22 protein-coding genes are annotated in these 22,012 nt (G+C 63.1%); 12 read left to right on the forward strand and 10 right to left on the reverse strand.

Annotated features, from left to right (window positions below):
- Positions 1 to 103 precede the first annotated feature (103 nt).
- The gene (locus KUV49_RS13310) at positions 104 to 430 is read left to right on the forward strand and encodes a hypothetical protein (protein WP_152492583.1); all 327 of its coding nucleotides are present in this window, start codon (positions 104 to 106) and stop codon (positions 428 to 430) included.
- 63 nt (positions 431 to 493) lie between these two features.
- On the opposite strand, the gene KUV49_RS13315 is transcribed toward KUV49_RS13310, so the two are convergent.
- Positions 494 to 2,395 carry a PhoX family protein gene (locus KUV49_RS13315; RefSeq protein WP_222450367.1) on the reverse strand — a complete coding sequence of 634 codons (1,902 nt, stop codon included), beginning with the start codon at positions 2,393 to 2,395 and terminating at the stop codon, positions 494 to 496.
- Between the two features lie 378 nt (positions 2,396 to 2,773).
- Between KUV49_RS13315 and KUV49_RS13320 the strand changes: the two genes are divergently transcribed.
- Both KUV49_RS13320 and ilvN read left to right on the forward strand, forming a co-directional pair.
- Positions 2,774 to 4,531, forward strand: a complete 1,758-nt coding sequence (locus tag KUV49_RS13320) for an acetolactate synthase 3 large subunit (protein WP_222450368.1) — start codon at positions 2,774 to 2,776, stop codon at positions 4,529 to 4,531.
- 42 nt (positions 4,532 to 4,573) lie between these two features.
- A complete protein-coding gene (gene ilvN, locus KUV49_RS13325) occupies positions 4,574 to 5,134 on the forward strand; it encodes an acetolactate synthase small subunit (protein ID WP_152492586.1) in 561 nt (186 codons plus the stop codon).
- Between the two features lie 18 nt (positions 5,135 to 5,152).
- Here the strand turns inward: ilvN and KUV49_RS13330 are convergent, their stop codons facing one another.
- A complete protein-coding gene (locus tag KUV49_RS13330) occupies positions 5,153 to 5,539 on the reverse strand; it encodes a hypothetical protein (RefSeq protein ID WP_222450369.1) in 387 nt (128 codons plus the stop codon).
- A 343-nt stretch (positions 5,540 to 5,882) separates the two neighbouring features.
- Between KUV49_RS13330 and KUV49_RS13335 the strand changes: the two genes are divergently transcribed.
- From KUV49_RS13335 to KUV49_RS13350, 4 genes are all read left to right on the forward strand, one after another.
- Entirely contained in the window at positions 5,883 to 6,590 is a 708-nt protein-coding gene (locus KUV49_RS13335) for a helix-turn-helix transcriptional regulator (RefSeq protein WP_315899530.1), read from the forward strand.
- Between the two features lie 123 nt (positions 6,591 to 6,713).
- Positions 6,714 to 7,874 carry an aromatic ring-hydroxylating oxygenase subunit alpha gene (locus tag KUV49_RS13340; RefSeq protein WP_222450371.1) on the forward strand — a complete coding sequence of 387 codons (1,161 nt, stop codon included), beginning with the start codon at positions 6,714 to 6,716 and terminating at the stop codon, positions 7,872 to 7,874.
- A complete protein-coding gene (locus tag KUV49_RS13345; protein ID WP_222450372.1) occupies positions 7,871 to 8,086 on the forward strand; it encodes a hypothetical protein in 216 nt (71 codons plus the stop codon). Before KUV49_RS13340 ends, KUV49_RS13345 begins: the two co-directional genes overlap by 4 nt.
- A gap of 364 nt (positions 8,087 to 8,450) precedes the next feature.
- Complete coding sequence (locus tag KUV49_RS13350) at positions 8,451 to 8,639, forward strand: hypothetical protein (protein WP_222450373.1); 189 nt, start codon at positions 8,451 to 8,453, stop codon at positions 8,637 to 8,639.
- On the opposite strand, the gene KUV49_RS13355 is transcribed toward KUV49_RS13350, so the two are convergent.
- From KUV49_RS13355 to KUV49_RS13365, 3 genes are read right to left on the reverse strand one after another with little or no spacing between them, the layout of a single operon-like run.
- Positions 8,636 to 9,367: an RlmE family RNA methyltransferase gene (locus KUV49_RS13355; RefSeq protein WP_222450374.1), complete on the reverse strand. Its 732-nt coding sequence runs from the start codon at positions 9,365 to 9,367 to the stop codon at positions 8,636 to 8,638. The genes KUV49_RS13350 and KUV49_RS13355 overlap by 4 nt on opposite strands.
- Complete coding sequence (locus tag KUV49_RS13360) at positions 9,367 to 9,825, reverse strand: phage tail protein (protein WP_222450375.1); 459 nt, start codon at positions 9,823 to 9,825, stop codon at positions 9,367 to 9,369. The genes KUV49_RS13355 and KUV49_RS13360 overlap by 1 nt, the downstream gene beginning before the upstream one ends.
- Positions 9,825 to 10,955 (reverse strand): Ppx/GppA phosphatase family protein, encoded by a 1,131-nt coding sequence (locus KUV49_RS13365; protein WP_222450376.1) that lies wholly within the window; start codon positions 10,953 to 10,955, stop codon positions 9,825 to 9,827. The genes KUV49_RS13360 and KUV49_RS13365 overlap by 1 nt, the downstream gene beginning before the upstream one ends.
- Before the next feature lie 176 nt (positions 10,956 to 11,131).
- On the opposite strand from KUV49_RS13365, the gene KUV49_RS13370 reads away from it, so the two are divergent.
- The 5 genes from KUV49_RS13370 to KUV49_RS13390 all read left to right on the forward strand — a co-directional run bounded on the left by KUV49_RS13370 (position 11,132) and on the right by KUV49_RS13390 (position 16,409).
- Positions 11,132 to 12,094 carry a hypothetical protein gene (locus KUV49_RS13370; RefSeq protein WP_222450377.1) on the forward strand — a complete coding sequence of 321 codons (963 nt, stop codon included), beginning with the start codon at positions 11,132 to 11,134 and terminating at the stop codon, positions 12,092 to 12,094.
- 230 nt (positions 12,095 to 12,324) lie between these two features.
- On the forward strand, positions 12,325 to 12,630 hold the full coding sequence (locus tag KUV49_RS13375) for a virulence factor (protein ID WP_152492594.1): 306 nt from the start codon (positions 12,325 to 12,327) through the stop codon (positions 12,628 to 12,630).
- A 32-nt stretch (positions 12,631 to 12,662) separates the two neighbouring features.
- Positions 12,663 to 13,595 carry a methylenetetrahydrofolate reductase gene (locus KUV49_RS13380; RefSeq protein WP_222450378.1) on the forward strand — a complete coding sequence of 311 codons (933 nt, stop codon included), beginning with the start codon at positions 12,663 to 12,665 and terminating at the stop codon, positions 13,593 to 13,595.
- Positions 13,596 to 13,598: 3 nt separating this feature from the next.
- Positions 13,599 to 14,660, forward strand: coding sequence for a methyltetrahydrofolate cobalamin methyltransferase (locus tag KUV49_RS13385; RefSeq protein ID WP_222450379.1), 1,062 nt, complete (start codon positions 13,599 to 13,601; stop codon positions 14,658 to 14,660).
- A gap of 357 nt (positions 14,661 to 15,017) precedes the next feature.
- Positions 15,018 to 16,409: an Nramp family divalent metal transporter gene (locus KUV49_RS13390; protein ID WP_222450380.1), complete on the forward strand. Its 1,392-nt coding sequence runs from the start codon at positions 15,018 to 15,020 to the stop codon at positions 16,407 to 16,409.
- Between the two features lie 121 nt (positions 16,410 to 16,530).
- Here KUV49_RS13390 and KUV49_RS13395 read toward each other — a convergent pair whose 3' ends face one another.
- The 5 genes from KUV49_RS13395 to KUV49_RS13415 all read right to left on the reverse strand — a co-directional run bounded on the left by KUV49_RS13395 (position 16,531) and on the right by KUV49_RS13415 (position 22,006).
- On the reverse strand, positions 16,531 to 16,971 hold the full coding sequence (locus tag KUV49_RS13395; protein WP_152495444.1) for a universal stress protein: 441 nt from the start codon (positions 16,969 to 16,971) through the stop codon (positions 16,531 to 16,533).
- A 13-nt stretch (positions 16,972 to 16,984) separates the two neighbouring features.
- Positions 16,985 to 18,271: a TRAP transporter large permease gene (locus KUV49_RS13400; protein ID WP_222450381.1), complete on the reverse strand. Its 1,287-nt coding sequence runs from the start codon at positions 18,269 to 18,271 to the stop codon at positions 16,985 to 16,987.
- Positions 18,272 to 18,274: 3 nt separating this feature from the next.
- Positions 18,275 to 18,901, reverse strand: coding sequence for a TRAP transporter small permease (locus KUV49_RS13405; RefSeq protein WP_222450382.1), 627 nt, complete (start codon positions 18,899 to 18,901; stop codon positions 18,275 to 18,277).
- A 74-nt stretch (positions 18,902 to 18,975) separates the two neighbouring features.
- The gene (gene dctP, locus KUV49_RS13410) at positions 18,976 to 19,989 is read right to left on the reverse strand and encodes a TRAP transporter substrate-binding protein DctP (RefSeq protein WP_222450383.1); all 1,014 of its coding nucleotides are present in this window, start codon (positions 19,987 to 19,989) and stop codon (positions 18,976 to 18,978) included.
- 418 nt (positions 19,990 to 20,407) lie between these two features.
- Positions 20,408 to 22,006, reverse strand: coding sequence for an ABC transporter substrate-binding protein (locus KUV49_RS13415; protein WP_222450384.1), 1,599 nt, complete (start codon positions 22,004 to 22,006; stop codon positions 20,408 to 20,410).
- Positions 22,007 to 22,012: the final 6 nt, after the last annotated feature.

Here is a 22,012-nt window from a genome sequence, read left to right on the forward strand (position 1 = left end):
TTTGCGGCACCATATGCCGCGGCGCAGAAAAATTTATGCTGCACCCCTTCCATAATTTCAGAATTCTGTCATCGTTAAGACATTCTTGGCCATGGGGGACACCATGCAGGACGTTCAAGAAGACTACGGCGAAAGCACGGTCGAGTTCGCCGATTTTACCTTCGACCGCCAGAAAGCCGTTTGCTACGGCCTTCAGAACAACGCCGGCGGCACCACGACGATCATCAATTTCGCCTCCGAGCGGCTGGCCGACAGGTTTCGCACGGCTTATCTCAACGAGCTGAACATCCGCATCATCCAGAACGAGGCGCAACTGATCTGTTTCGCGGATTACGACACGGTGATGCGCAAGTCGCAGGATGACCCGCGGGTTCAGTCGCTGCACTACAACCGAGACTACATGATGGGCACGCTGGGCCACATGATGTAGGGATTGTGACCCAAGCATCTTCGTCCGAAGACTCTTGGGTCAGAAAATTCGTACGAATTTTCTTCAACCCAGCGGCGCGCCGTCGTCGCGCTTGACGGCCACGATCGCCGAGCGGGGCAACTTGCCCTCGCCATCAGGGAACGGCGCATCGGGGTGCTGGATGCCCACGAACATCGTGCGCCGGTCGATCGACCAGGTCAGGCCCGTGACCTCTGAACCCTTGGGCCCTGTGAGAAACCGGGCGATTTCGCCCGTGACCGGGTCTCCGACCAGCATCTGGTTGTTGCCCATGCCTTCGAACTCGCCTTGGTTGCTGTTGTCACCATCGGTTTGGATCCAGACCAGCCCGGCGCTGTCGAAGGCCATGCCGTCGGGGGAGTTGAACATGTTCCCGGCGGTGATGTTCTCGGACCCGCCGTAGATATTGTCGTAAATCTCCGGGTTGCCCGCCATCACGTAAAGATCCCAGGTGAAACGATCATTGGCATAATCGTCATTTTCCGGCCGCCAGCGCACGATCTGACCGTAATTGTTGGTCTCGCGCGGATTGGGGCCGTTGACCGCCGTCTCGTCACCGCCCGCGTTGGGCTTCACGCCGCGGTTCTTGTTGTTGGTCAGGCAGCAATAGGCCTCGACCGCGTGCGGATTGGCGGCAATCCATTCGGGGCGGTCCATGGTCGTGGCCCCCACCGCCGAACCGGCCTGCCGGGCGAATACCAGGACCTCGGCCAGGCTGGCCATCCCGGTGGTCTCGGGCGTAAGGGCCAGCCATTCGCCGCTCTGGTCATCGTGGAACTTCGCCGCGTAAAGCGTGCCATCATCCAGCAATCCTTCGGTCGGGCCGCCGGGCGTGTAGGCGCCGTTCGACACGAAACGATAGAGGAACTCTCCCCGCTCGTCATCGCCCATGTAGACCACGACCCGTCCGTCAGAAGCCAGCACCACCTCGGCATTCTCGTGCTTGAAGCGCCCCAGGCCGGTATGCTTGACCGGCGTGCTGTCGGGGTCTGCGGGATCGATCTCGACCACCCAGCCGGCGCGGTGCGGCTCGTGCGGATGTTTCGAAATGTCGAAACGGTCGTCCCACTTGTGATAGTCATAACCCCAACCGTCAGCGCCGATGCCGTAGCGCTCGTAGCCTGCATCGACCGGGTCCGACACCTCGACGGCGCCGGTGGCACCGAAGTAACCGTTGAAGTTTTCCTCGCAGGTCAGGTAGGTGCCCCAGGGCGTCTTGCCCGACCCGCAATTGTTGAAAGTGCCGAGGCTTTTGGTGCCGGTTGGATCGGCGTCGGTCTTCAGCAGGTCATGGGCCGCGGCCGGGCCGGCGATCTTCATCGGCGTCAGGTGCGTTATGCGGCGGTTCATGGGGCTGTCCTTGACCACATGCCAGCCCTCCGCGTCTTCGGCCACCTCGATCACGGCGACGCCTTGCAGTCTTTGAAGCTTGCGCACGTCATCCAGTCCGGTCGGAACGCCATCCGTTGCATGGGGCAGGTTTATCTCACGGTTGGTGTACTCGTGATTGATCGCCAGAAGCTGTCGCCCGCCGACCTGAAAGCTTTCCATCCCGTCCGTGTTCTCGCCGAAGATGCGGTCGGCGCTTTCGGCGTCACCGCCGGTTTCGTGGTTGAACCCCGGCGCGTCGGGAAAGATCGGATCACCCCAGCGGATCAGCACGTCCCAGCGATAGCCACGCGGAACGTGCACGGTGGCGTCGGTCTGGATATCGATCGGGGTGAAGGCGAACCGGCTGGTGGCCTGCGCCTGGGCCGAAGTCGCAGGGATCATCGTACCTGTGCCCATCGCCGCAGCCCCCGAGCCGAAGGCAAGCACCCCGCCCAGAAAACCCCGCCGCGAAATCGCGGCCTCGACCACCCGGTCGAAGTCGTTCTCGACCGGACGCGGATTTATCAGTTCGTCCCAATCGTCGGCGGAAAGGCGGGTGAGGTCGGCGTCATTCATGGCAGGTCTCCGGCTGGCGGTGGCGTTTGGACATCCCAAGATTGCCACGTGACTGTAACAACCTTCGGACGGGTTGGTGACAGTCCATCAAACCTGCGCGTCTTTGCCGCGCCGCGTTCTGCGCAACAAATGCAAAGAAACAGCCCCTTTGTGCGACATTTTTCGCGCAAAATCCTGTTGACGCTCCCGAAAGCCGCACCTAAGGTCGCCAAACGCAGCAAGGAGTCGCCAAGAATGGCATCGCTAATCGTAATCGTAGGTGAATGGCGCATGGGCCGGTAACGGACACCATAACGGTACCCCATGCGCCCTCGGAACCCTCCGGGGGCTTTTTTATGCGTAACGCAAAGAGACACATGTCATGAACGGAGCAAAAAGATGACACGTCAGATGACCGGAGCGAAAATGGTGGTTCAGGCCTTGAAGGATCAGGGTGTGGACGTCGTATTCGGATATCCCGGCGGTGCCGTGCTACCGATTTATGACGAGATTTTTCAGCAGAATGACATTCGGCACATCCTTGTCCGGCATGAGCAGGGCGCGGTGCACGCCGCCGAAGGTTACGCACGCTCGACCGGCAAGCCGGGCGTCGTTCTGGTGACCTCGGGGCCCGGCGCGACCAATGCGGTCACGGGCCTGACCGACGCGCTGATGGATTCGATCCCGCTGATCGTCCTGACCGGCCAGGTGCCGACGTTCATGATCGGCTCGGACGCGTTCCAGGAAGCCGACACCGTGGGCATCACCCGCCCCTGCACCAAGCACAACTGGCTGGTCAAGGAAACCGAGCGGCTGGCGCAGACCATTCACGAGGCCTTTCACGTGGCGACCTCGGGCCGTCCGGGGCCGGTGCTGGTCGACATTCCCAAGGACGTGCAGTTCGCATCTGCCAAGTACCTGGAGCCGGCGCAGACCAAGACCTCGCATTACCAACCGCAGACCACCGGCGATATCGACACGATCACCGAACTGGTCGAGGCGCTGGAACAGGCCGAGCGGCCGATCTTCTACACAGGCGGCGGCGTGATCAATTCGGGCGACGAGGCGACGGCGCTTCTGCGCGAGCTGGTTGAGGCGACGGGCATCCCGATCACTTCCACGCTGATGGGCCTGGGCTGTTATCCTGCCTCGGGCAAGAACTGGCTGGGGATGCTGGGGATGCACGGCCTTTACGAGGCCAACATGGCGATGCATGACTGCGACCTGATGATCAATATCGGCGCGCGGTTCGACGACCGGATCACCGGGCGGCTGGACGCGTTCTCGCCGGGCTCGCAGCGGGCGCATATCGACATCGATCCCTCCTCGATCAACAAGGTGATCCGCACCGACTTTCCCATCGTGGGCGATGTCAAGGAAGTGCTGCGGCAGTTGCTTGCGGTCTGGAAGGAGCGCGGCAGCAAGATCAACCGAGAGGCCATCCGCAACTGGTGGGGCCGGATCGAGGAATGGAAGAAGATCAATTGCCTGGCGTTCACGCAGAAGGGCAAGACGATCAAACCGCAGCACGCGCTGCACCGGCTGGAAGAGCTGACGAAGGGGCAGGACCGCTATATCTGCACCGAAGTGGGCCAGCACCAGATGTGGGCGGCGCAATACCTCGGTTTCGAGGATCCGAACCGTTGGATGACCTCCGGCGGTCTGGGCACCATGGGCTATGGCTTCCCGGCGTCGATCGGCGTGCAGGTGGCGCATCCCGAGGCGCTGGTGATCAACGTCGCGGGTGAGGCGTCATGGCTGATGAACATGCAGGAGATGGGCACCGCGGTGCAGTACCGCCTGCCCGTCAAGCAGTTCATCCTGAACAACGAACGCCTTGGCATGGTGCGCCAGTGGCAGGAACTGCTGCACGGCGAGCGTTATTCGCACTCGTGGTCCGACGCCCTGCCCGATTTCGTCAAGCTGGCCGAGGCGTTCGGGGCGAAGGGCATCCAGTGCTCGGATCCTGCCGATCTGGACGATGCGATCATGGAGATGCTGAACTACGACGGGCCGGTGATTTTCGATTGCCTTGTCGAGAAGCACGAGAACTGCTTCCCGATGATCCCGTCGGGCAAGGCACATAACGAGATGCTGCTGGGCGAGAATGCGTCCACGGCCGATGCCATCGACGCAGGCGGCGCGGTGCTGGTGTAGACCAGCACCGTCGCCCGGCAAACTTCAAAGGACCAGAAGCTCATGTCAGCTCTCAAAATCAAAAAAGGCGCGTCCAGCCATTCGGCCTACAACTTGCGCCCGACCTTTTCCGACGCGGAAGAGCGTCACACCCTGGCGGTGATCGTCGACAACGAACCGGGCGTGCTGGCCCGCGTGATCGGATTGTTCTCGGGGCGCGGCTACAACATCGACAGCCTGACCGTGGCCGAGGTCGATCATACGGGGCACATGTCCCGGATCACGATCGTCACCACCGGCACACCGCAGATCATCGAACAGATCAAGGCGCAGCTGGGCCGTATCGTGGTGGTCCACGAAGTGCATGACCTGACGGTCGAGGGGCGCACGGTCGAGCGCGAGCTGGCGCTGTTGCGCGTCACCGGGACAGGCGACAAGCGGGTCGAGGCGCTGCGGCTGGCGGATATCTTTCGAGCGAACGTGGTGGACAGCACGCTGGACAGTTTCGTGTTCGAGATCACCGGCACGTCCGAAAAGGTCGACGCGTTTGCCGACCTGATGCGCCCCCTCGGGCTGGAAGAGATTGCCCGCACCGGGGTCGCGGCCCTGTCGCGCGGCAGTTGAGCCTCGCGGAGGTCTTGCCTAGCTGAACTTGACGATCGCCTGCTTGGTATCCGGTCCGGTCGGGGGCGCGACGTTGCGGCGGTCGCGGCCCGGCATGAAGGGCAGGATATTGCTGGCAGCGCCTGCCTGGCCTGATTGGGGCGCGAGTGGTTGCGCCTCGGTCATACCGCGCAGGTCCGCAGCCAGATAGGGGTACTGCTCGCTTGACACGATCTCTATCTCAAAGGCGATGCGCACACCGCGTCCGTCACGTATCTTGAATGAGACAAGATCGCCTTCTTCGAAGCTCGGCGCCTCGGAGAGTTGCGATTGGTCGCCGTCGAAAAAGGCCAGGCTTCCGTGGTCTTCGCACCAGATCAACGCCCGTTTCGTGCATCGATCAGTCCACAATACAGCACCGTACATAGCGTCCCCGCAACTATCCTGAATTAAGGATAGGACAGTGCCACGCTGCGTTCACTGTAAAATCGACGCATCGGTTACATCCATTTGTGTCAGATGCGTCTTGACCTGACGCTAACTCGCGTCATTTTCTGGACAGAACCGTTCGGGTTCGTGTAATCAGTTGCCAAATCATGTATCCGATACCCTGCGGGACGTGTCGGCTGGAAACGGAAACGATGCCAAGTTGACAAAAAAAACCGCAACAGGCGCAAGTCCGCATCATCCCGACGACCCGGCCGCGCTGAGAGGAATATTCGGACAGAACCTAAAAACCCTTACCGCACCGTACGGGTCGGTTTCGGCGCTGTGCCGAGAGCTGGGAATCAACCGCACGCAATTCAATCGCTACCTGTCGGGCGAAAGCTTTCCACGACCGGACGTGCTGCATCAGATTTGCCGGTTCTTCAATGTCGATGCCCGGATATTGCTCGAACCTGTCGAGGCGATCTATACAACCTCTCCCGAACTGCTGAGCCATCCGTTCCTTTCGGGCTTCTTCGGCAGCGGACCGACAGCGGTGCCGGAGGATGCCTTTCCCAGCGGGTTCTACAGTTTCGTCCGGCGATCCTTTATCGACGACGCGCTGTTTACCATAGGTCTTGTTTATGTGCATCGCGAAGAACCCTATACCTTTCTGCGGGGGTTCGAGCCGCGCGATGCCCTGCGAAGCCAGGGCCTGTCCACCGCGGCCGGCAGTCGCGAATACCGCGGCCTTGTGATGCGACAGGAGGAAGGCGTGATGGCGCTTGTGACGCATCGCAGTTCGCTGGCCTGCTCCTTCAACTTCCTGACGCGGGAGACCTCCTTCCAGTCCAATATCTGGGAAGGTTACGCCACCCGGACCGTGCGCGAAAAGGTCACCGGGCGACGGGCGGCGCGGATGGTCTACGAGTATCTCGGTCCCGGTCTGCAACGGGCACTGCCGGTCGCGCGCCGCGCGGGACTGGCGGCGCTGGAAGATATTCCCCTGTTCCATGCAAGGCTGTTGCGCCTGAACGAGACCTTTCGCTAGAGCGCCTTCCGAACCGAACGCCGCGCGCGTCGCATTTCGTGAGGTCATGTCGGGATTTGTCGGTTACGGCACGCGGATTTCAGGCAATCGGAACGCGTAACCAGCCAAGGGGATGCGCCACCGATGTCCGCAACGATTTCCGATCTTTCCGCCGTTCGCACCAGTGTGGAACAGGCCAACGGCTTGCCCAACGCCCATTACATCGACCCCGCCGTCTATGCCGAGGAGCGCCAGGCACTGCTTTATACGCAATGGGCCGGGCTGTCCGTGGCCGCCGACGTACCGGAGCCGGGGGATGCCAAGCCGATCGAGTTCCTGGGCATGCCGCTGCTCTTGTTGCGGGACAAGGATGGCGATGTCCGAGTGTTCCAGAACATCTGCCGCCACCGGGGCATGATCCTGGTGGAAGAGCCGCGCAAGATCGAGGGCGCGATCCGCTGCCCCTACCATTCCTGGTGCTATTCCACCAAGGGCAAGCTGGTCTCGACTCCGCATGTGGGCGGGCCGGGGCACAACACGCACGAGGCCATTAAGCGCGACGACCTGGGCCTGATCGAGGTGCGCAGCCACGTGTGGCGCGATGTTGTGTGGGTCAACGTGTCGGGCGATGCGCCGGCCTTCGAGGAGGCCATGAAGGAGGTCATGGAACGCTGGTCGGAGTTTGAACTGCCCGTCTATCACGGCGGGTTCGACAGCAAGATCGAGTTCGAGGTCAACACCAACTGGAAACTGGCGGTCGAGAATTATTGCGAAAGCTATCACCTGCCGTGGGTGCATCCCGGGCTTAACAGCTATTCCAAGCTGGAGGACCATTACAACATCGAAAAGCCCGGCGCGTTCTCGGGTCAGGGCACGATGGTCTATCGTCAGCTGACCAACGAGAACGGCGAAAAGTTCCCGGATTTTGAAGGGGTTGGCGCGAAGTGGAATGAGCAGGCGGAGTATATCGCGGTCTACCCCAACGTCCTCTTGGGCGTGCATCGCGACCACGCCTTCGCCATCATCCTGGAGCCGAAGGGCCCCGAGAAGACGGTCGAGCATATCCATCTGTATTATTCCGTTCCCGACAGCGACGAAGGGCTGCGGATGCGCAACACGCAGCTTTGGAAGACGGTCTTCGAAGAGGATCTCTTCGTGGTCGAAGGCATGCAGCGCGGACGCCATGCGGACCAGTTCGACGGTGGGCGGTTCTCGCCCGTCATGGACAGCCCAACCCATTGTTTTCATGACTGGGTTGCCGGCAAGGTCAAGGCCTATCGCGGCATGGGAAAGGCCGCGGAATGAGCGGGACGCTGGACACTGCGATGATCGCGGCGCACGAGGCGCATGACAGCGCCGCCCTGATCCGGCTTTACACGCAGGCGGCGGATACGGCGAATGACCTGGACGCCTCGTGTTTCTACCTGACACATGCGTATGTGTTCGCGCTGGAGGCCGGGGCGCCGGCGGCTCGGAGCCTGCATTCGCGGCTGGTGCGGCACGGGCGCGAGGCCTGAAGGCACTGGGCGGTTAAGGATTGCGACTCGGCCGGATTCGGCACGTCGGTATCGCGTCGGTATCCGGGTGGTATCGCGGCGGTGCGATTTCTGCCCAGATCCTGTGATTAACCGGGCGTGCGGTGCGACCCGCGCGATCAGGAGGGCGTTAAGATCGGGTAAAGCCGACGGTCCTGACGGCGCGTGGGTTTTCTCCCACCCTACGCGGCCGGTCGCGCGGACTCCCGGACTTGATCCGGGATCCCTGCCCGAGGAGGCCCTTGCGTCCCGGTGCCCGCAAATCGAACGATGTCCGGGCCAGAATTGCCTTAATGGGATGGCAGGTTTTTTGCAGGAGAGTGTCGCACCCCCCCATCGAGGCCACATGCAGACCAGACCCGATCAAATGTCCATGGCCCGCCATGCGCGCCTGTTCGAACTACTGCGGCAGGAGAACATGGCGTTGAAAATACGGTCCATGCCCCCTGCCCCGAGGCCGAACGATCGGCAGGCGGCCCTGAGGTTTCGCCAGGCGGCGGAGCGCTCGCTGATCGATGGGGCGGCGAGGTTTTAGCCGCGGAAGCCCGTGGCCACCACGAATTTCTCGGAACTGTCGGAGCGGGACGCGGGCGGCTTGACGTTGGCGACCTTGGTGAAGCGTTGTTTCAGGAGTTTCTGCAGGTCGCCCTCGGCCCCGCCGGCGAGGACCTTGGAGACGAAGGTGCCGCCCTCTTCGAGCACGTCGAAGGCGAGGTAGGCCGCGGCCTCGCAGAGGGCGATGATGCGCAGGTGGTCGGTCTGCTTGTGGCCCGAGGAGGCGGCGGCCATGTCGGACATGACCACGTCGGCCTTGCCGCCGAGCCATTCCTTCACCTTTTGGTCGGCGTCGTCTTCCATGAAGTCCAGCACGTGCAACTCGCAGCCCGCGATGGGCTCGACCTCCTGCAGGTCGATGCCGAGGATATAGCCCTGCGCCTTGCCGGATTTCTCGCCCAGGGCGTTGACGCGGGGCACGGCCACCTGGCACCAGCCGCCGGGGGCGCAGCCCAGATCGACCACCCGCGCGCCGGGCACGAGGAAGCGGAACTTGTCGTCAAGCTCCATGATCTTGTAGGCGGCACGGCCGCGATAGCCCTCGGCCTGGGCACGTTTGACATATGGGTCGTTGAGTTGCCGTTGCAGCCAGCGCGTGGAACTGCTGCGCCGGCCCTTGGCGGTCTTGACCTTGACGGTCAGGTCGCGCTGGCCGCGGCCGGAGGTGTTCTTGCCCGTGGGGCCCTTGCCGGTTGGTTTCTTGGCCATCAGTCCTGTCCGTTCGCGATTTCCAGGCCCTCATGGGCCAGTTCCAATGTCTCGATGGCGATCTCGTTGCCATCGGCCTTGAGATCGGTGCCGCTGATCTTGATGTGCAACGCATTCCGCAACGTCCACGTCCTCGTCGGCTTGCCCGTCTGGTCCGCCAGCGCGATGGTGACCGTCTTGCGGGCGATCGTGTCCATCCGGGCCGCGTTGACCCAATCCCGAAACGCCTGGTCATTGGTCATGACGCCGCGTTTCAGCGTGACGTTCGACGACTTTTGAATCCCCGGCATCCCGGTCGGCGAGAACACTTTGGAATTGCCCGCCCGGTATTCGATCACGTCCGTCCCGGCCTCGAGGCCGGAGACCTCCTGAAAGCTGACCTCGATGTCGTCCCACGAGACGCGGAAGCTGAATCTCCGCGAGGGCCATCCGAGTTGGTCCGGCGTGTCATCGGCCATCAGTCCCGTCCTTCGATCAACACACCGTCGGCGGCCATCTGGGCGTAGAGCATCCCCTCGCGCAGGCCGCGGTCGGCCACCGACAGCCGGTCGGTGGGCCAGCAGCGCAAAAGCGCCTGGAGGATCGCCGCTCCAGACATGATCAGCGGCTGCCGGTCGAGACCGATGCGCGGGTCGCGGCGGCGGCCGGCGGGGCCCATGGCGAGGTAGTCGCGAATGACCTTGTCGATCTGGTCGGAGGTCATGCGCAGCCCGTCGACCTTGTTGCGGTCATAGCGCTTGAGGCCGAGATGGCTGGCTGCCACGGTCGTCACCGTGCCCGAGGTGCCAACGATCTGGAAGCCGTCGCGCGGGGGTTCGTCCTTGTACGGGGCGAATTCGGCGAGGTTTTCCTCGAAAAACCAGCTCATGAGGGCAAAGCGGGCGGCGTCGTCCTCGACATCGTTGAACTGGTCGCGCAGCGTCGCAACGCCCAGGGGCACGCTGATCCAGTCGACCACGCGGGCCGAGGGGCCGTCGCTGCGCCGGGCGTCGGGAAAGCCGCCATGCATCCGCATGATGGCCGAGGCGCGGTCGCGGGGGCGCACGTTGGTCAGGTCGATCCAGACAAGCTCGGTCGAGCCGCCGCCGATGTCGACGACAAGCAATTGCTCGGTCTTCTTGCCGACCAGAGGCGCGCAGGAGACGACGGCAAGCTGCGCCTCTTCCTGCGGTTCGATGATGTCGAGGCGCAGGCCGGTTTCCCGCTCGACCTTTTTCATGAAGGCGGTGCCGTTGGAAGCGCGGCGGCAGGCCTCGGTCGCCACGAGGCGCATCCGCTTGACCTTGTTGCGCTTGAGTTTCTGCTGGCAGACGCGCAGGGCCTGGATGGTGCGGTAGATCGAGGCGCGCGACAGCTTGCCGGTCTGTTCCAGCCCCTGCCCCAGTTGCACCGATTTCGAGAAGCTGTCCACGACTTTAAACTGAGCGCCGTCGGGTCGGGCGATCAGCATACGACAACTGTTCGTTCCCAGATCCAGCGCCGCGTAGAGCGGGCGGGATTCGGGCGAGATCAGTGCGGGGCTTTCGACCTTTGGCCGTTCTGGTGAACGAGGGACCGCGCCCGCACTTTCGGGACGCTTGGGCGCCATAACTCACGCCCTCCATTTCGAGTTGATATAAAGGTAGTCCTTCCAGGGCCGTCACGCAATACTTGCCACTCATCTACCTTCCCCTCGGCGTTGATGGGCCGGGTCGCGTTTGACTTCGGCAGATGTTTGCCCCTAGCCTTTGAAGGCTGCGGTCCGCTCGGGCCATCGGGGGTGCCATGTTCACGATTATCGCTTTGTCGCTGCTGGGTATCGGGGCCAGTGCGTTTATCATTGATGAGTTCGTCAACGACGACGACGACGAACCGGCGCGGGATGTGTCCACGCCTGGAGAGGGTGATGAGGATGCGCAGGACCCGTCGCCGGACGGCGAAAACTCCGGGGACGACCCTGGAGAAGACACCGGAGACGTGCCGCCGGAGGATGAGACCGACATGCCCGGCTCCGCGACCGTGTTCATGGGCACCGACGGTGATGACACGATCGCAGCCGAGGATATCGACGCCCGTGTCGAGACTGTGGAAGCCGGTGATGGGGACGATTCCATCGCGACGGGGGTCAACAACATCGACATCCTCGGCCAGGACGGGAACGACACGATCACGATCGGGGAAGATCAGCCCATCGTCTACAATGTGAACGCGGATGGCGGCGCGGGAGATGACGTGATCACGGCCCGCGACCCGTCGGCCTCGGTGCTGCGGGGCGGTGACGGGAACGACGAAATCAACGTCCGGCAAGAGAGCTATGACGAGGAGTTCACGCGCCTGGAGGGTGGCGATGGCGACGACAGGCTGAACCTCGACCTTGCCGTGCCCGACCAGAGCCCGCAGATCGGATTGCAGGCCTATGGCGGTGACGGGGCCGATACGTACACCCTGACCTTCATGCCGGCCTATGGCGACGGCGCGGATGAAGACGCGGATCCGGCGCGCATTCTCGACCTGCGCGATTTCGATCCCGCGGAAGACCAGATCGTGATCGACCTGAGCGACACCGCCGCGTCCGGCGACACGGTCGAGACCGAAATCCGCGACAGCGAGGATGGCGACTCTCTGGAGATCGTCGTGTCGTTTCTGAACGAGGCCGGAGACAGTGTTTCGGGCACGATCAACCTTGGTGCCTTGACGGGCACGCCGGGGCTTGATCCCCAGGAGTTCATCTCGATCGTGACCGCCTGACGAGCCGGATGAGGGCAAGACCGGCTCAGGCTGTTGCCGCTCGGCCTCGTGCCGCGGGCGTTGAGCCATGCGCGGGATAAACTTGAATCATTTTCCGGTGGCTTGCAGTGGTCTTGAAACGACATGCCGGTTAGGGTGACGTCGCTGGAAGATGCCGTTAAGTCGAAAAACGACCCTGTCGGACCCGGCTGGTGAATTAGAGAGAGTCAACCGAGGTAGAGGAATCAGCGATGGTCGATGTGACTGTGGTATACTGGCGGGACATCCCCGCGCAGGTGATCGTCGGCAAGGGCCGGCGCGGGTCCAAGCGCCCCCTGCCCGAGCGGTTCGAGCAGGCCATCGACCGTGCCGCCATGAAGGTCGGCGCCGAGGATACCGACGCCTATCTCGCCGAGTGGCGCAAGGCCGCGCCCTACGAGGTGGAGGGCGATGCCGACGCGGTGGCCGAGGCCGAGGCGGCGCGGCTGGACAAGGAATACGATCAGGACCGCATCAAGCAGCTGATCGCGAATGACGGTTGGGCCGGCTCGCAGTGAGCGGTGCCCGCAAATCTTTCTGGGAGGCCGCGATGGCTCTTTTGAACTTCAAGAAACGTGAAGCGCCGGGCGCACGCACCGTGAACCCGCAGGTCGAGGCGCTGCTGAACGGCTATTCCATCGAGGTGATGCCGCGCACCGCCGAGAAGGTGGACAATTTCCGCGACCTGCTGCCCGAGGGCACGCGCGTCTACATCGCGCATATCGAAGGCACGCCGATCGAGGACATGGTCGTGACCGCCAAGCGCGTGGCCGCCGAGGGCTACAAGGTGATGCCGCACTTCCCGGCGCGGATCATCAAGGACCAAGCGACGCTGGAGGACTGGATCGCGCGCTACCAGGGCGAGGCGGGCGTCGACCAGGCGCTGGTGCTGGCCGGTGGCGTGACCGAGCCGCATGGCGATTTCGACAGCTCGATGCAATTGCTGGAATCGGGCGCGTTCGACCGGGCGGGCTTCAAGCGGCTGCACGTGGCGGGCCACCCCGAGGGCAACAAGGACATCGACCCCGATGGCGGGCGCAGGAACGTCGACGACGCGATGCAGTGGAAGCAGAAGTTTTACGAGCGGACCGACGCCGAGATGGCGCTGGCCACGCAGTTCGCGTTCGACGCCGACCCGATCATCAAGTGGGCCAACGACCTGTCGGCCGCGGGCATCACCCTGCCCATCCATATCGGCATCGCCGGGCCTGCCAAGCTGCAGACGCTGATCAAGTTCGCCATTGCCTGCGGCGTGGGCCCCTCGCTGAAGGTGCTGCAGAAGCGCGCGATGGACGTGTCGAAGCTGCTTTTGCCCTACGAGCCGACCGACGTGCTGACCAAGCTGGCGGCGCACAAGGCGGCGAACCCGGATTTCAACATCACCAACGTGCACTTCTTCCCGCTGGGCGGCATCAAGACCAATGCCGAGTGGGCGATCGAAAACGGCGGCGCGTCGACCGTGCCCGCCGCGAAACAAGGATAAGTCATGACGCGTACCATCGTCGAAAGCAAAACCAAGACCGCCATAATCGGGTTCGACCAGCCGTTCTGCGTGATCGGTGAGCGGATCAACCCGACCGGCCGCAAGAAGCTGGCCGCCGAGCTGGAAGCGGGCGATTTCTCGACCGTGGAGGCCGACGCCATCGCGCAGGTCGCGGCGGGCGCGACGGTCCTGGATATCAACGCGGGCGTTGTCTACAACTCGAACCCCGATCCGAACCAGACCGAGCCGCCGCTGATGCGCAAGGTCGTGGAGCTGGTGCAGGGACTGGTGGATGTGCCGCTGTGCATCGACAGCTCGGTGCCCGGCGCGCTGGAAGCGGGGCTTGAGACCTGCGAGGGCCGCCCGCTGCTGAACTCTGTCACCGGCGAGGAAGAGCGGCTGGAACTGGTTCTGCCGCTGGTCAAGAAATACAACGTGCCGGTGGTGGCGATTTCCAACGACGACACGGGCATTTCGGAAGACCCCGACGTGCGCTTTGCCGTGGCCAAGAAGATCGTGGAACGGGCCGCCGATTTCGGCATTCCGGCGCATGACATCGTGGTCGACCCGCTGGTCATGCCGATCGGCGCGATGGGCACGGCCGGTCAGCAGGTCTTTACCCTGGTCCGCCGCCTGCGCGAGGAGCTGGGCGTGAACACCACCTGCGGTGCGTCCAACATCAGCTTCGGCTTGCCCAACCGGCACGGGATCAACAACGCGTTTCTGCCGATGGCGATGGGTGCGGGGATGACGAGCGCCATCATGAACCCGATCGCCCTGCCCGTGAAGGAGGCCGAGAAGGCCGCCAAGCGGGCCGAGGCCGAGGCCGCGGGGATCATCATCCCCGAGGACATGGACGACGAGACCTTCTGCCAGCTGTTTGGCCTGGGCAGCACCAAGCCCAAGGCCGGCAAGGAGATGGAGGCCATTCGCGCCGCCAACTTCCTGACCAACAACGACCCGCATGGCGGCGAGTGGATCAAGTTCAACAAGGCCCCGCCGAAAGCCGGCGAAGAAGAGGCCGGACGTGGCGGACGCGGTGGACGGCGCCGTCGCCGGGCCTGAACACCCGGACAGTGAACTCTGGAAAGCCCCGGTCTCGCGCCGGGGCTTTTTCATTGTGCGAGGGGGGTGAGCGGGCTTCTGACATGGCCGAATTCCTGCTAGCCCTCAGTCGGAACACGGGGGCCGCAAATGGCCGGTTCGGGCGCGTAATTATATTTGTCTTGAATTTTGGTGTGTGGGATGCCAGCCTACCACCACGGGTAAAAAGGCAGCGCGTACGAGGAGGTTCGCGCTGTCTCAATTTGCCCTGACAACAAGAGTATCGCCCGACGCGTGTCACGGACCACCCGAGCGGCCTCAGGGCCCATCGGGCCGGGGTCCTGCGAAGGGCTTGCACGATGTCTGGGAGGACAAGAGTTGAGTGACATTTCAATACCAGCGGGAGGCAAGGATACCGCCGCAAGCGGATCCGATGCCGTGCCAGGCGAAACGATCTACCTTGATGCGCCGGGAACGACGCTGAAGGACACCTGGAAGAACGCAGGCCCGGGCATCGCCGCCGCGATGACGGGCATCGGGGCGAGCCATATCATGCACGGTCCGACCGCCGGCGCGCAGTACGGTTACGCCCTGCTGTGGATCATCCCGGCGGCCTATATCCTGAAATACTGCTGTTTCGAATTCGCGCACCGCTACACGATGGTGAAGGGCGAAAGCATCATGAACGCCTATGGCCGGGTCGGCCAGTGGCCGTTCTGGTATCTTGGCTTCCAGTCGCTGGCCAACACCTTTGGCATTGCCGGGCGGGCCCTGGGCTGCGGTGCGCTGCTTTGGGCCGCGTTTCCGTTCATGTCGCTGGAAATGTGGTCGATGTCCGTCCTGTTGATCAGCGTCGCGATCCTGTGGCTGGGCAAGTACGAGGTGTTCGAAGGCGTGGTGAAGGTGGCGATCATCGTCTTCGCGCTGTCGTCCTTCATCGCCTTCGCGCTGCAGGCACCGCCCCCGGGTGAGTACCTGTCGCGGCTGCTGCCGAGCCTTCCGCCGGCCGGGGCCATGATCCTGTTCGGGGCGATGTTCGGGTATTTTCCGACCACGACCGAGGTGTCGGCGATGCAGTCCAACTGGGCCGTCGACAAGAAAAGCGGCATGGTCTACGTCAAGGAGATGCGCGCGAAGGGCCACAAGGTCGAGGTGCATCCCGACTACATGAAGAACTCGATGATCCTCTATCGCCGCGACATGAACGTGTCCTACATCATCGCGGCGCTGACCGGCATGGTGTTCCTGATCGTGGGCGCCGTCGTGCTGAACCCGATCGGGCTGGTTCCCGCGGGGCGTGAAATGGGCGTGACCATCGCGCGGATCTATACCGACACGTTCGGCTCGTGGGTCTTCCCGGTCATCATCGCGGGCGGTATCGCGGCGCTGTTCTCGACCGTGTTCACCTATTTCGACGGTCAGGCGCGGGTGTTCGAGGAATGCTGTGTGCGGCTGAAGACGAGCTGGGACACGCCCGGAACGCGCAAGCTGATCAACCGCGGGTTCCAGGTGTTGTGGGTCATCGGGGGGGCCGCAGTGATGTTCGGATTGCCGAAACCGATCCTGGTGGTGCAGCTTGCTTCGATCCTGGCGCTGGTCTTCTCGCCGGTCATCTACTGGCTGACGATCAAGGCGATCACCGACGGGTTCCAGACGCCCGAGGAGCGCGAACACATGCCCGGCCGCTTCATGATGGGGCTGGCCTGGGCCGGGACGATCGGCCTGACCCTGGTGTCGATCTACGTGCTGTTCATGATGGCGACGGCCTAGCGCGCCCCGAACTTGTACGAAAAGGCCGCGCCACGGGATCCCGTGGCGCGGCTTTTTTCATGGGCGGGCCGGATGCGGCGCCCTGCCCCTGCACCCTGCCCCGGTCGTCCGTGCCGCGGCGTCAGACGATCAGCACCGGAACGGGCGAGAGATAGGTGACCTTCTGCGAGACGCTGCCCAAAAGGTAGCCTTCCATCGAGCCCATGCCGCGCCGGCCGATCACGATCAGGTCGATGCCGTGTTCCTCGACGAACTTGACGATGTTGCGCGCTGTGGGGCCGGCCATGACGAAGGCGCGGACGTCGGTCTTGCCGGCGTCCTGCGCGCGTTTCTTGGCGGTGCCGACGACCTCTTCGGCGTGGCTGCGCATCGCGTCGTCCATGTTGCCCGGATCGTCGGGGCGGACCATGGAGAGCGACGCCTCGAGCATCGAATGGTGGCGATAGACGGTCAGGATCGTCAGCGCGGCCCCGCCGCAGAGCGCGGCCATCTCGATGGCCCTGTCCACGGCCAGCTCGGAATTGGGCGACCCGTCGAAGGGCACCAGGATGGATTTGTACATGTCTCTCCTCCGGTTACTTGTCGAAGGCCAGGTCCCGCAGGAACAGGGCGATCTGGGGGAAGAAGATCAGCAGCACGGCGACCGACAACAGGATGAAGATGAAGGGCGGCGTGCCTCGGATGACCTCGATATAGGGGCGCTTGAAGACCGCGATGGCCGTGAAGATGTCGCAGCCGAAGGGTGGCGTGGCCGAACCGATGGCGACCTGAAGCGTGATGATCGTGCCGACCAGCACCGGGTCGAGCTGGACGGAGTCGACCACCGGCGCGAAGATCGGGACCAGGACCAGGATCACCACGATCGGGTCGACGAACATGCAGCCGATGAAGAAGGCGATGGAGATGACGAAAAGCACGCCGATCTGGCCCATCTCGTCGATGCCGATGCCGCCCAGGATTTCCTGCGGGATCTGGGCGAAGGAAATGACCCATGAGAACGCCGCGCCGACGCCCACGAGGATGAACACCACGGCGGTGATGAGGCCGGTGGACTTGGCGGTCTCGTAGACGCCCTTGAGGTCCATTTCGCGGAAGATGATGACTTCGAGCACCAGCGCGTAGAGCACGCAGGCCGCCGCGGCCTCGGTCGGGCTGAAGATGCCGCCGTAGATGCCGCCGATGATGATCACCGGAAAGCCCAGCGGCCAGAGCGCCTTGCGCCCGGCGACGAGGCGTTCGCCCCAACTGTATTTGGGTTCGGTGGGCACGTTGTTGCGGACCGCGTAGATCCAGGCGTAGACCGAGAACAGGAACAGGATCAGCAGGCCCGGCCCGATGCCGGCGATGAAAAGCTCGGCGATGGAGGTGTTGGAGACGACGCCATAGATGATCATGCCGATGGAGGGCGGGATCAGGAAGGCGATGTCCGAGGCGTTGACGATGAGCGCGAGGATGAAGCTGTCGTTGTAGCCCGCCTTCTGCATCCGGGGGCGCAGGGGCGAGCCGACGGCCACGACGGTGGCCTGGGTGGACCCGGAGACCGCGCCGAACATGGTGCAGGCGGCGGCGGTCGACACCGCAAGGCCGCCCTTCAGGTGACCGACGAAGGCCATGACGAGGTCGATCAGGCGGTTGGCAGACTGGCCGCGGGTCATGATGTCGGCGGCGAAGATGAACATCGGCACCGCGATCAGGGACGCGGGCCGGATGCCGGCCATGATTTGCTGGATCATGGTTTCAAGCTGACCGAAGCCGCCGAACATGGTGTAGAACCCGACGAAGGCGCCGACGATCAGCGGGATCATCATCGGAAAGCCCAGGAGCAGAAGGACGATCATGATGGAAAAGATGGTAAGGGCCATCGTTCAGACCTCCTTCTCGGTGTCGTCATACCCTTCGAGCACGGCGGTCGAGAGGTAGATATCCCTGTCGATGATGTTCTTGATGGCGGTCAGCAGGTACTGCACCCCGGTCATGAAGAAGCCCACCGGCACCCATACGAGCGTGATCCAGACCGGGATCTGAAGCGAGGGCAGCACGCGGCCGCGGCCCGACTGGGTGAGGATGTAGGTATAGGCGTAATAGGCCAGCCCGAACATGAAGACCGCCGTGACCAGCGTGATCACAATCATCATCAGCTTGCGGGCCTTGGGCGGCATGGTGTCGTAGATCGCCGACATGCGGATATGCCTGCCATGGCGGGCGGCATAGCTGATCCCTGCGAAGGTGATCAGGATGATCAGGATGCGGTTGAGTTCCTCGGAAAAGAAGATGCTGTTCTGAAAGACGAAGCGCCCGACCACGTTGGCGATGGTATTGGCCGCCATCAGGAGCACGCCGACGGCGAGCATCACCGCCTCGATCTTGCTGATGAGAATGTCGATCGTGCCGAGAATTCCGGGCAGCGTGGAGACGTATTCTCCCGTGGGTTCGTCGTCCAGCCCGGTGGTGTCGGTCTGCGACTGGATCTGCGAGCCGTGTTCGTCTGACATAGCCTGTCCCCGCGTTCAGTGGTTCCGGCCGCGGCCGCGCCCCGCAAGGCACGGCCGCCGCACGGCTGTTGTTGTTATTGGACGGCTTCCAGGTCGGCCTTGAGCTGATCGAGGATCTGCTTGCCGCCATCGCCGGTCATTTCGAGGAACGTCTCCTCGACCGAGGCACCGGCCTCGATGAAGGGCTGGCGCTCTTCCTCGGAAAGGGTGTTGACCTGCATCGAGGGCTTGGCTTCCTTGATCTTCTCGATGCTCTCTTCGTGAAGACCCTTCTGGTAGTCGATGATGTGATCGAAGGCGACGTCGATCGCGTTCTGGATCACGGTCTGGTCCTCTTCCGACAGGCCGTCGTAGAATTCCTGGTTGGCCATCACCGCGGTGGTGAAGTTGTTGTGGCCGGCGCAGGTGATGACCTCGGTCACCTCGTACATCTTGGTCGACTCGATGAAGAACATCGGGTTTTCCTGGCCCTGGATGATGCCGGTCTGAAGCGCGCCATAGACCTCGCCCCACGGCAGCGGCGTGGGCGTGGCGCCGAAGGCCTTGTAGCTTTCCACCAGCAGCGGATTGGTCATGACGCGGAACTTGACCTGGTCGAGGTCGGGCGGCCCGGTGACGGGTTCCTGCGTGGTCATGCAGACCTCGCCTTCGGGGAACATGGTCAAGAGCTCCAGCCCCTGCTCGGCGTAAAGCTCGGGGAACATCTCGTTGATGGCCTTGGAGGTGCGGAAGAACTCGCCCAGCTTCTCGGTGTCCTGCGGCAACAGGTACGGCACGAAGAAGACCTGCGCCTCGGGGATCAGAGAGCCGGTGAAGCCCGGGCTTTGATCGACGAATTGCAGGATGCCGGCCTGGGCCTGCTCCATCGTGTCGGCGGATTCGCCGAGCGTGCCGTAGGGGAAGAGCTGGATGGTGTGGTCGGAATTGGCCTCGACCTCTTCCTTGAACTTCTGGGCATAGACGCCCTGGACCTCGTCGAGCGCTTCTTCGAAAGCGTAGCGCCAGGTCTCGGCGTTCGCGGTACTTGCGCTCAGTGCCATGCCCGCGGCGACCGCGGCGGCAAAGGACGTGGGCAAAAATCTAGCCATTTCAAATCTCCCATTTCTTTCGTGACTGACCCTAGGCTGAGGGGCCGACGTTAAGCTGTCAATGAACTTATCCGGCGCGACCGAGGTGGCGCGACACGGTGACCGGACTTTGGACGTTTTGAATTTACTCAATAAAATCAAGCCAATGCCTGTGCATTGACCATGGGCTGCAGCGTCGGAAACCATGCCGAAAAATCAGGCGGCTTTTCTGCGGGAACCTGTGCGAGCAACGTGAAAAACGCTTGTGGACGCATGATTTTTGCACAGAACCGGGCACAGGCGGACCGTCAGCCGCCGCACATCGCGGGTGCCGACATCCGCTTTGCAACGCCGCGTTTCCAAGGGATGCGATGTCGTCCGGCGCATGGCGAAAGGTGGGGCGTGCCGGTCGTCCGGGCGCCCCACCCTGCCCGTCAGGTCAGCTGTTGAGCCACCAGCGTTCCATGTAGCGTTCGCCGTCCAGATCCCAGTTGGTGGCAAGTTGTTCGGGCATGCCGACATCGTCGCCCACGCCGAAGACGTAGGACGCGAACATCGGGATGGCCGAGCCGCCCTCTTCGTTCAGGATCTTCTGCATCTCGAAATACATGTCGCGGCGCTTGGCCTCGTCGAGTTCGGCGCGGGCCTCGACCAGCAACTTGTCGAAACGCTCGTTGGACCAGTGCGACTCGTTCCACGACACGCCGGTCTGGTAGGTGGTCGAGAACATCTGGTCCTCCACCGGACGCCCGCTCCAGTAACTGGTGATGAAGGGCGATTTCATCCAGTGGTCGGCCCAGAAACCGTCATTGGGCTGGCGGTTGACCTTGAGGTCGATGCCGGCGCCCTTGGCGGAGTTCTGGATCAGGATGGCCGCGTCGACCGCCCCGGCAAAGGCCGCCTCGGAGGCCATGATCTCGATCTGCAGGGAGTCGAGGCCGGCCTCTTTGAGGTGGAATTTGGCCTTGTCAGGGTCGTACTGGCGCTGTTCCAGTTCGTCGTTGTAGAACCGCTGGCCCGAGCCGATGGGGTGGTCGTTGCCGACCTCGCCGTAGCCGAAGAGGATCTTGTCCACCAGTTCCTGCCGGTCGATGGCGTATTTCACCGCGAGGCGGATGTTGTTGTCGGTATAGGGGTCGACGTCGCAGAGCATCGGCAGGGAATAGTGCAGCGTGCCGGTGGTGGTTTTCAGGTTGACGCCGGGGCGGCGGCCCAGAAGAGCGGCGGTCTTGAGGTCGACCCGGTCGATCACGTGGACGTCGCCCGAGACCAGCGCCGAGGTGCGCGCGTTCTGGTCGATGATCGACAGCACCTCGACCGTGTCGAAGAAGGCCACGTCATCGGACCAGTGGTTGGGGTGGCGCGAGAGCTGCGAGCTGACGCCGGCGTCGTAATTATCGAGCACGTAGGAGCCGCAGCCGATGTAATCCTGCCAGTTCATCGTGCCGGCCTCGTTGGCGGGCATCACCGGCAGGTGGTAGTCGGTCATGATGAACGGAAAGTCGGCATTGCCGGATTCCAGTTCGACCACCACGACGAGATCGCCATCGGCCTTGAGGTCGACCACGGGCGCGACCAACGGACCGGCGGCGGAGGTGTTGCCCTCGCCCCGGTGGTGGTTGATCGAGGCCACCACGTCGCTGGCCTTGACGGTGCGGCCATTGTGGAATTCCAGACCGTCGCGCAGCTTGAACGTCCAGGTCTTGGCGTCGGGCGAGGATTCCCAGCTTTCGGCGAGCGACGGTTCCAGGCCGCCGTCAGTGCCGATCTGGGTCAGGTAGCCCTGGTAGCCGCCGAGCGAGAGACCGATGGTGTAGCCGTTCTCGATCACGCCGGGATCGAGCTTGTCGGTGGTGGCGCCGTGGCCGCGGGCGACGCGGAAATGTCCGCCCTTTTTCGGGGTCTGGGCCCGGACCATGTCGGCGGTCAGCGACAGCGCCGAGACCGTGGCGCCGGCGGCCAGGCCCTGTTGCATGAAGCGGCGGCGCGAGATCCGGCGCGTGCGCAGGTCGCGCGTCAGTTTGTCGAGGAAATCCATTCTCTT

It is taken from the genome of Roseovarius atlanticus (assembly GCF_019802205.1).
In the GTDB taxonomy this organism is placed as follows: domain Bacteria; phylum Pseudomonadota; class Alphaproteobacteria; order Rhodobacterales; family Rhodobacteraceae; genus Roseovarius; species Roseovarius atlanticus_A.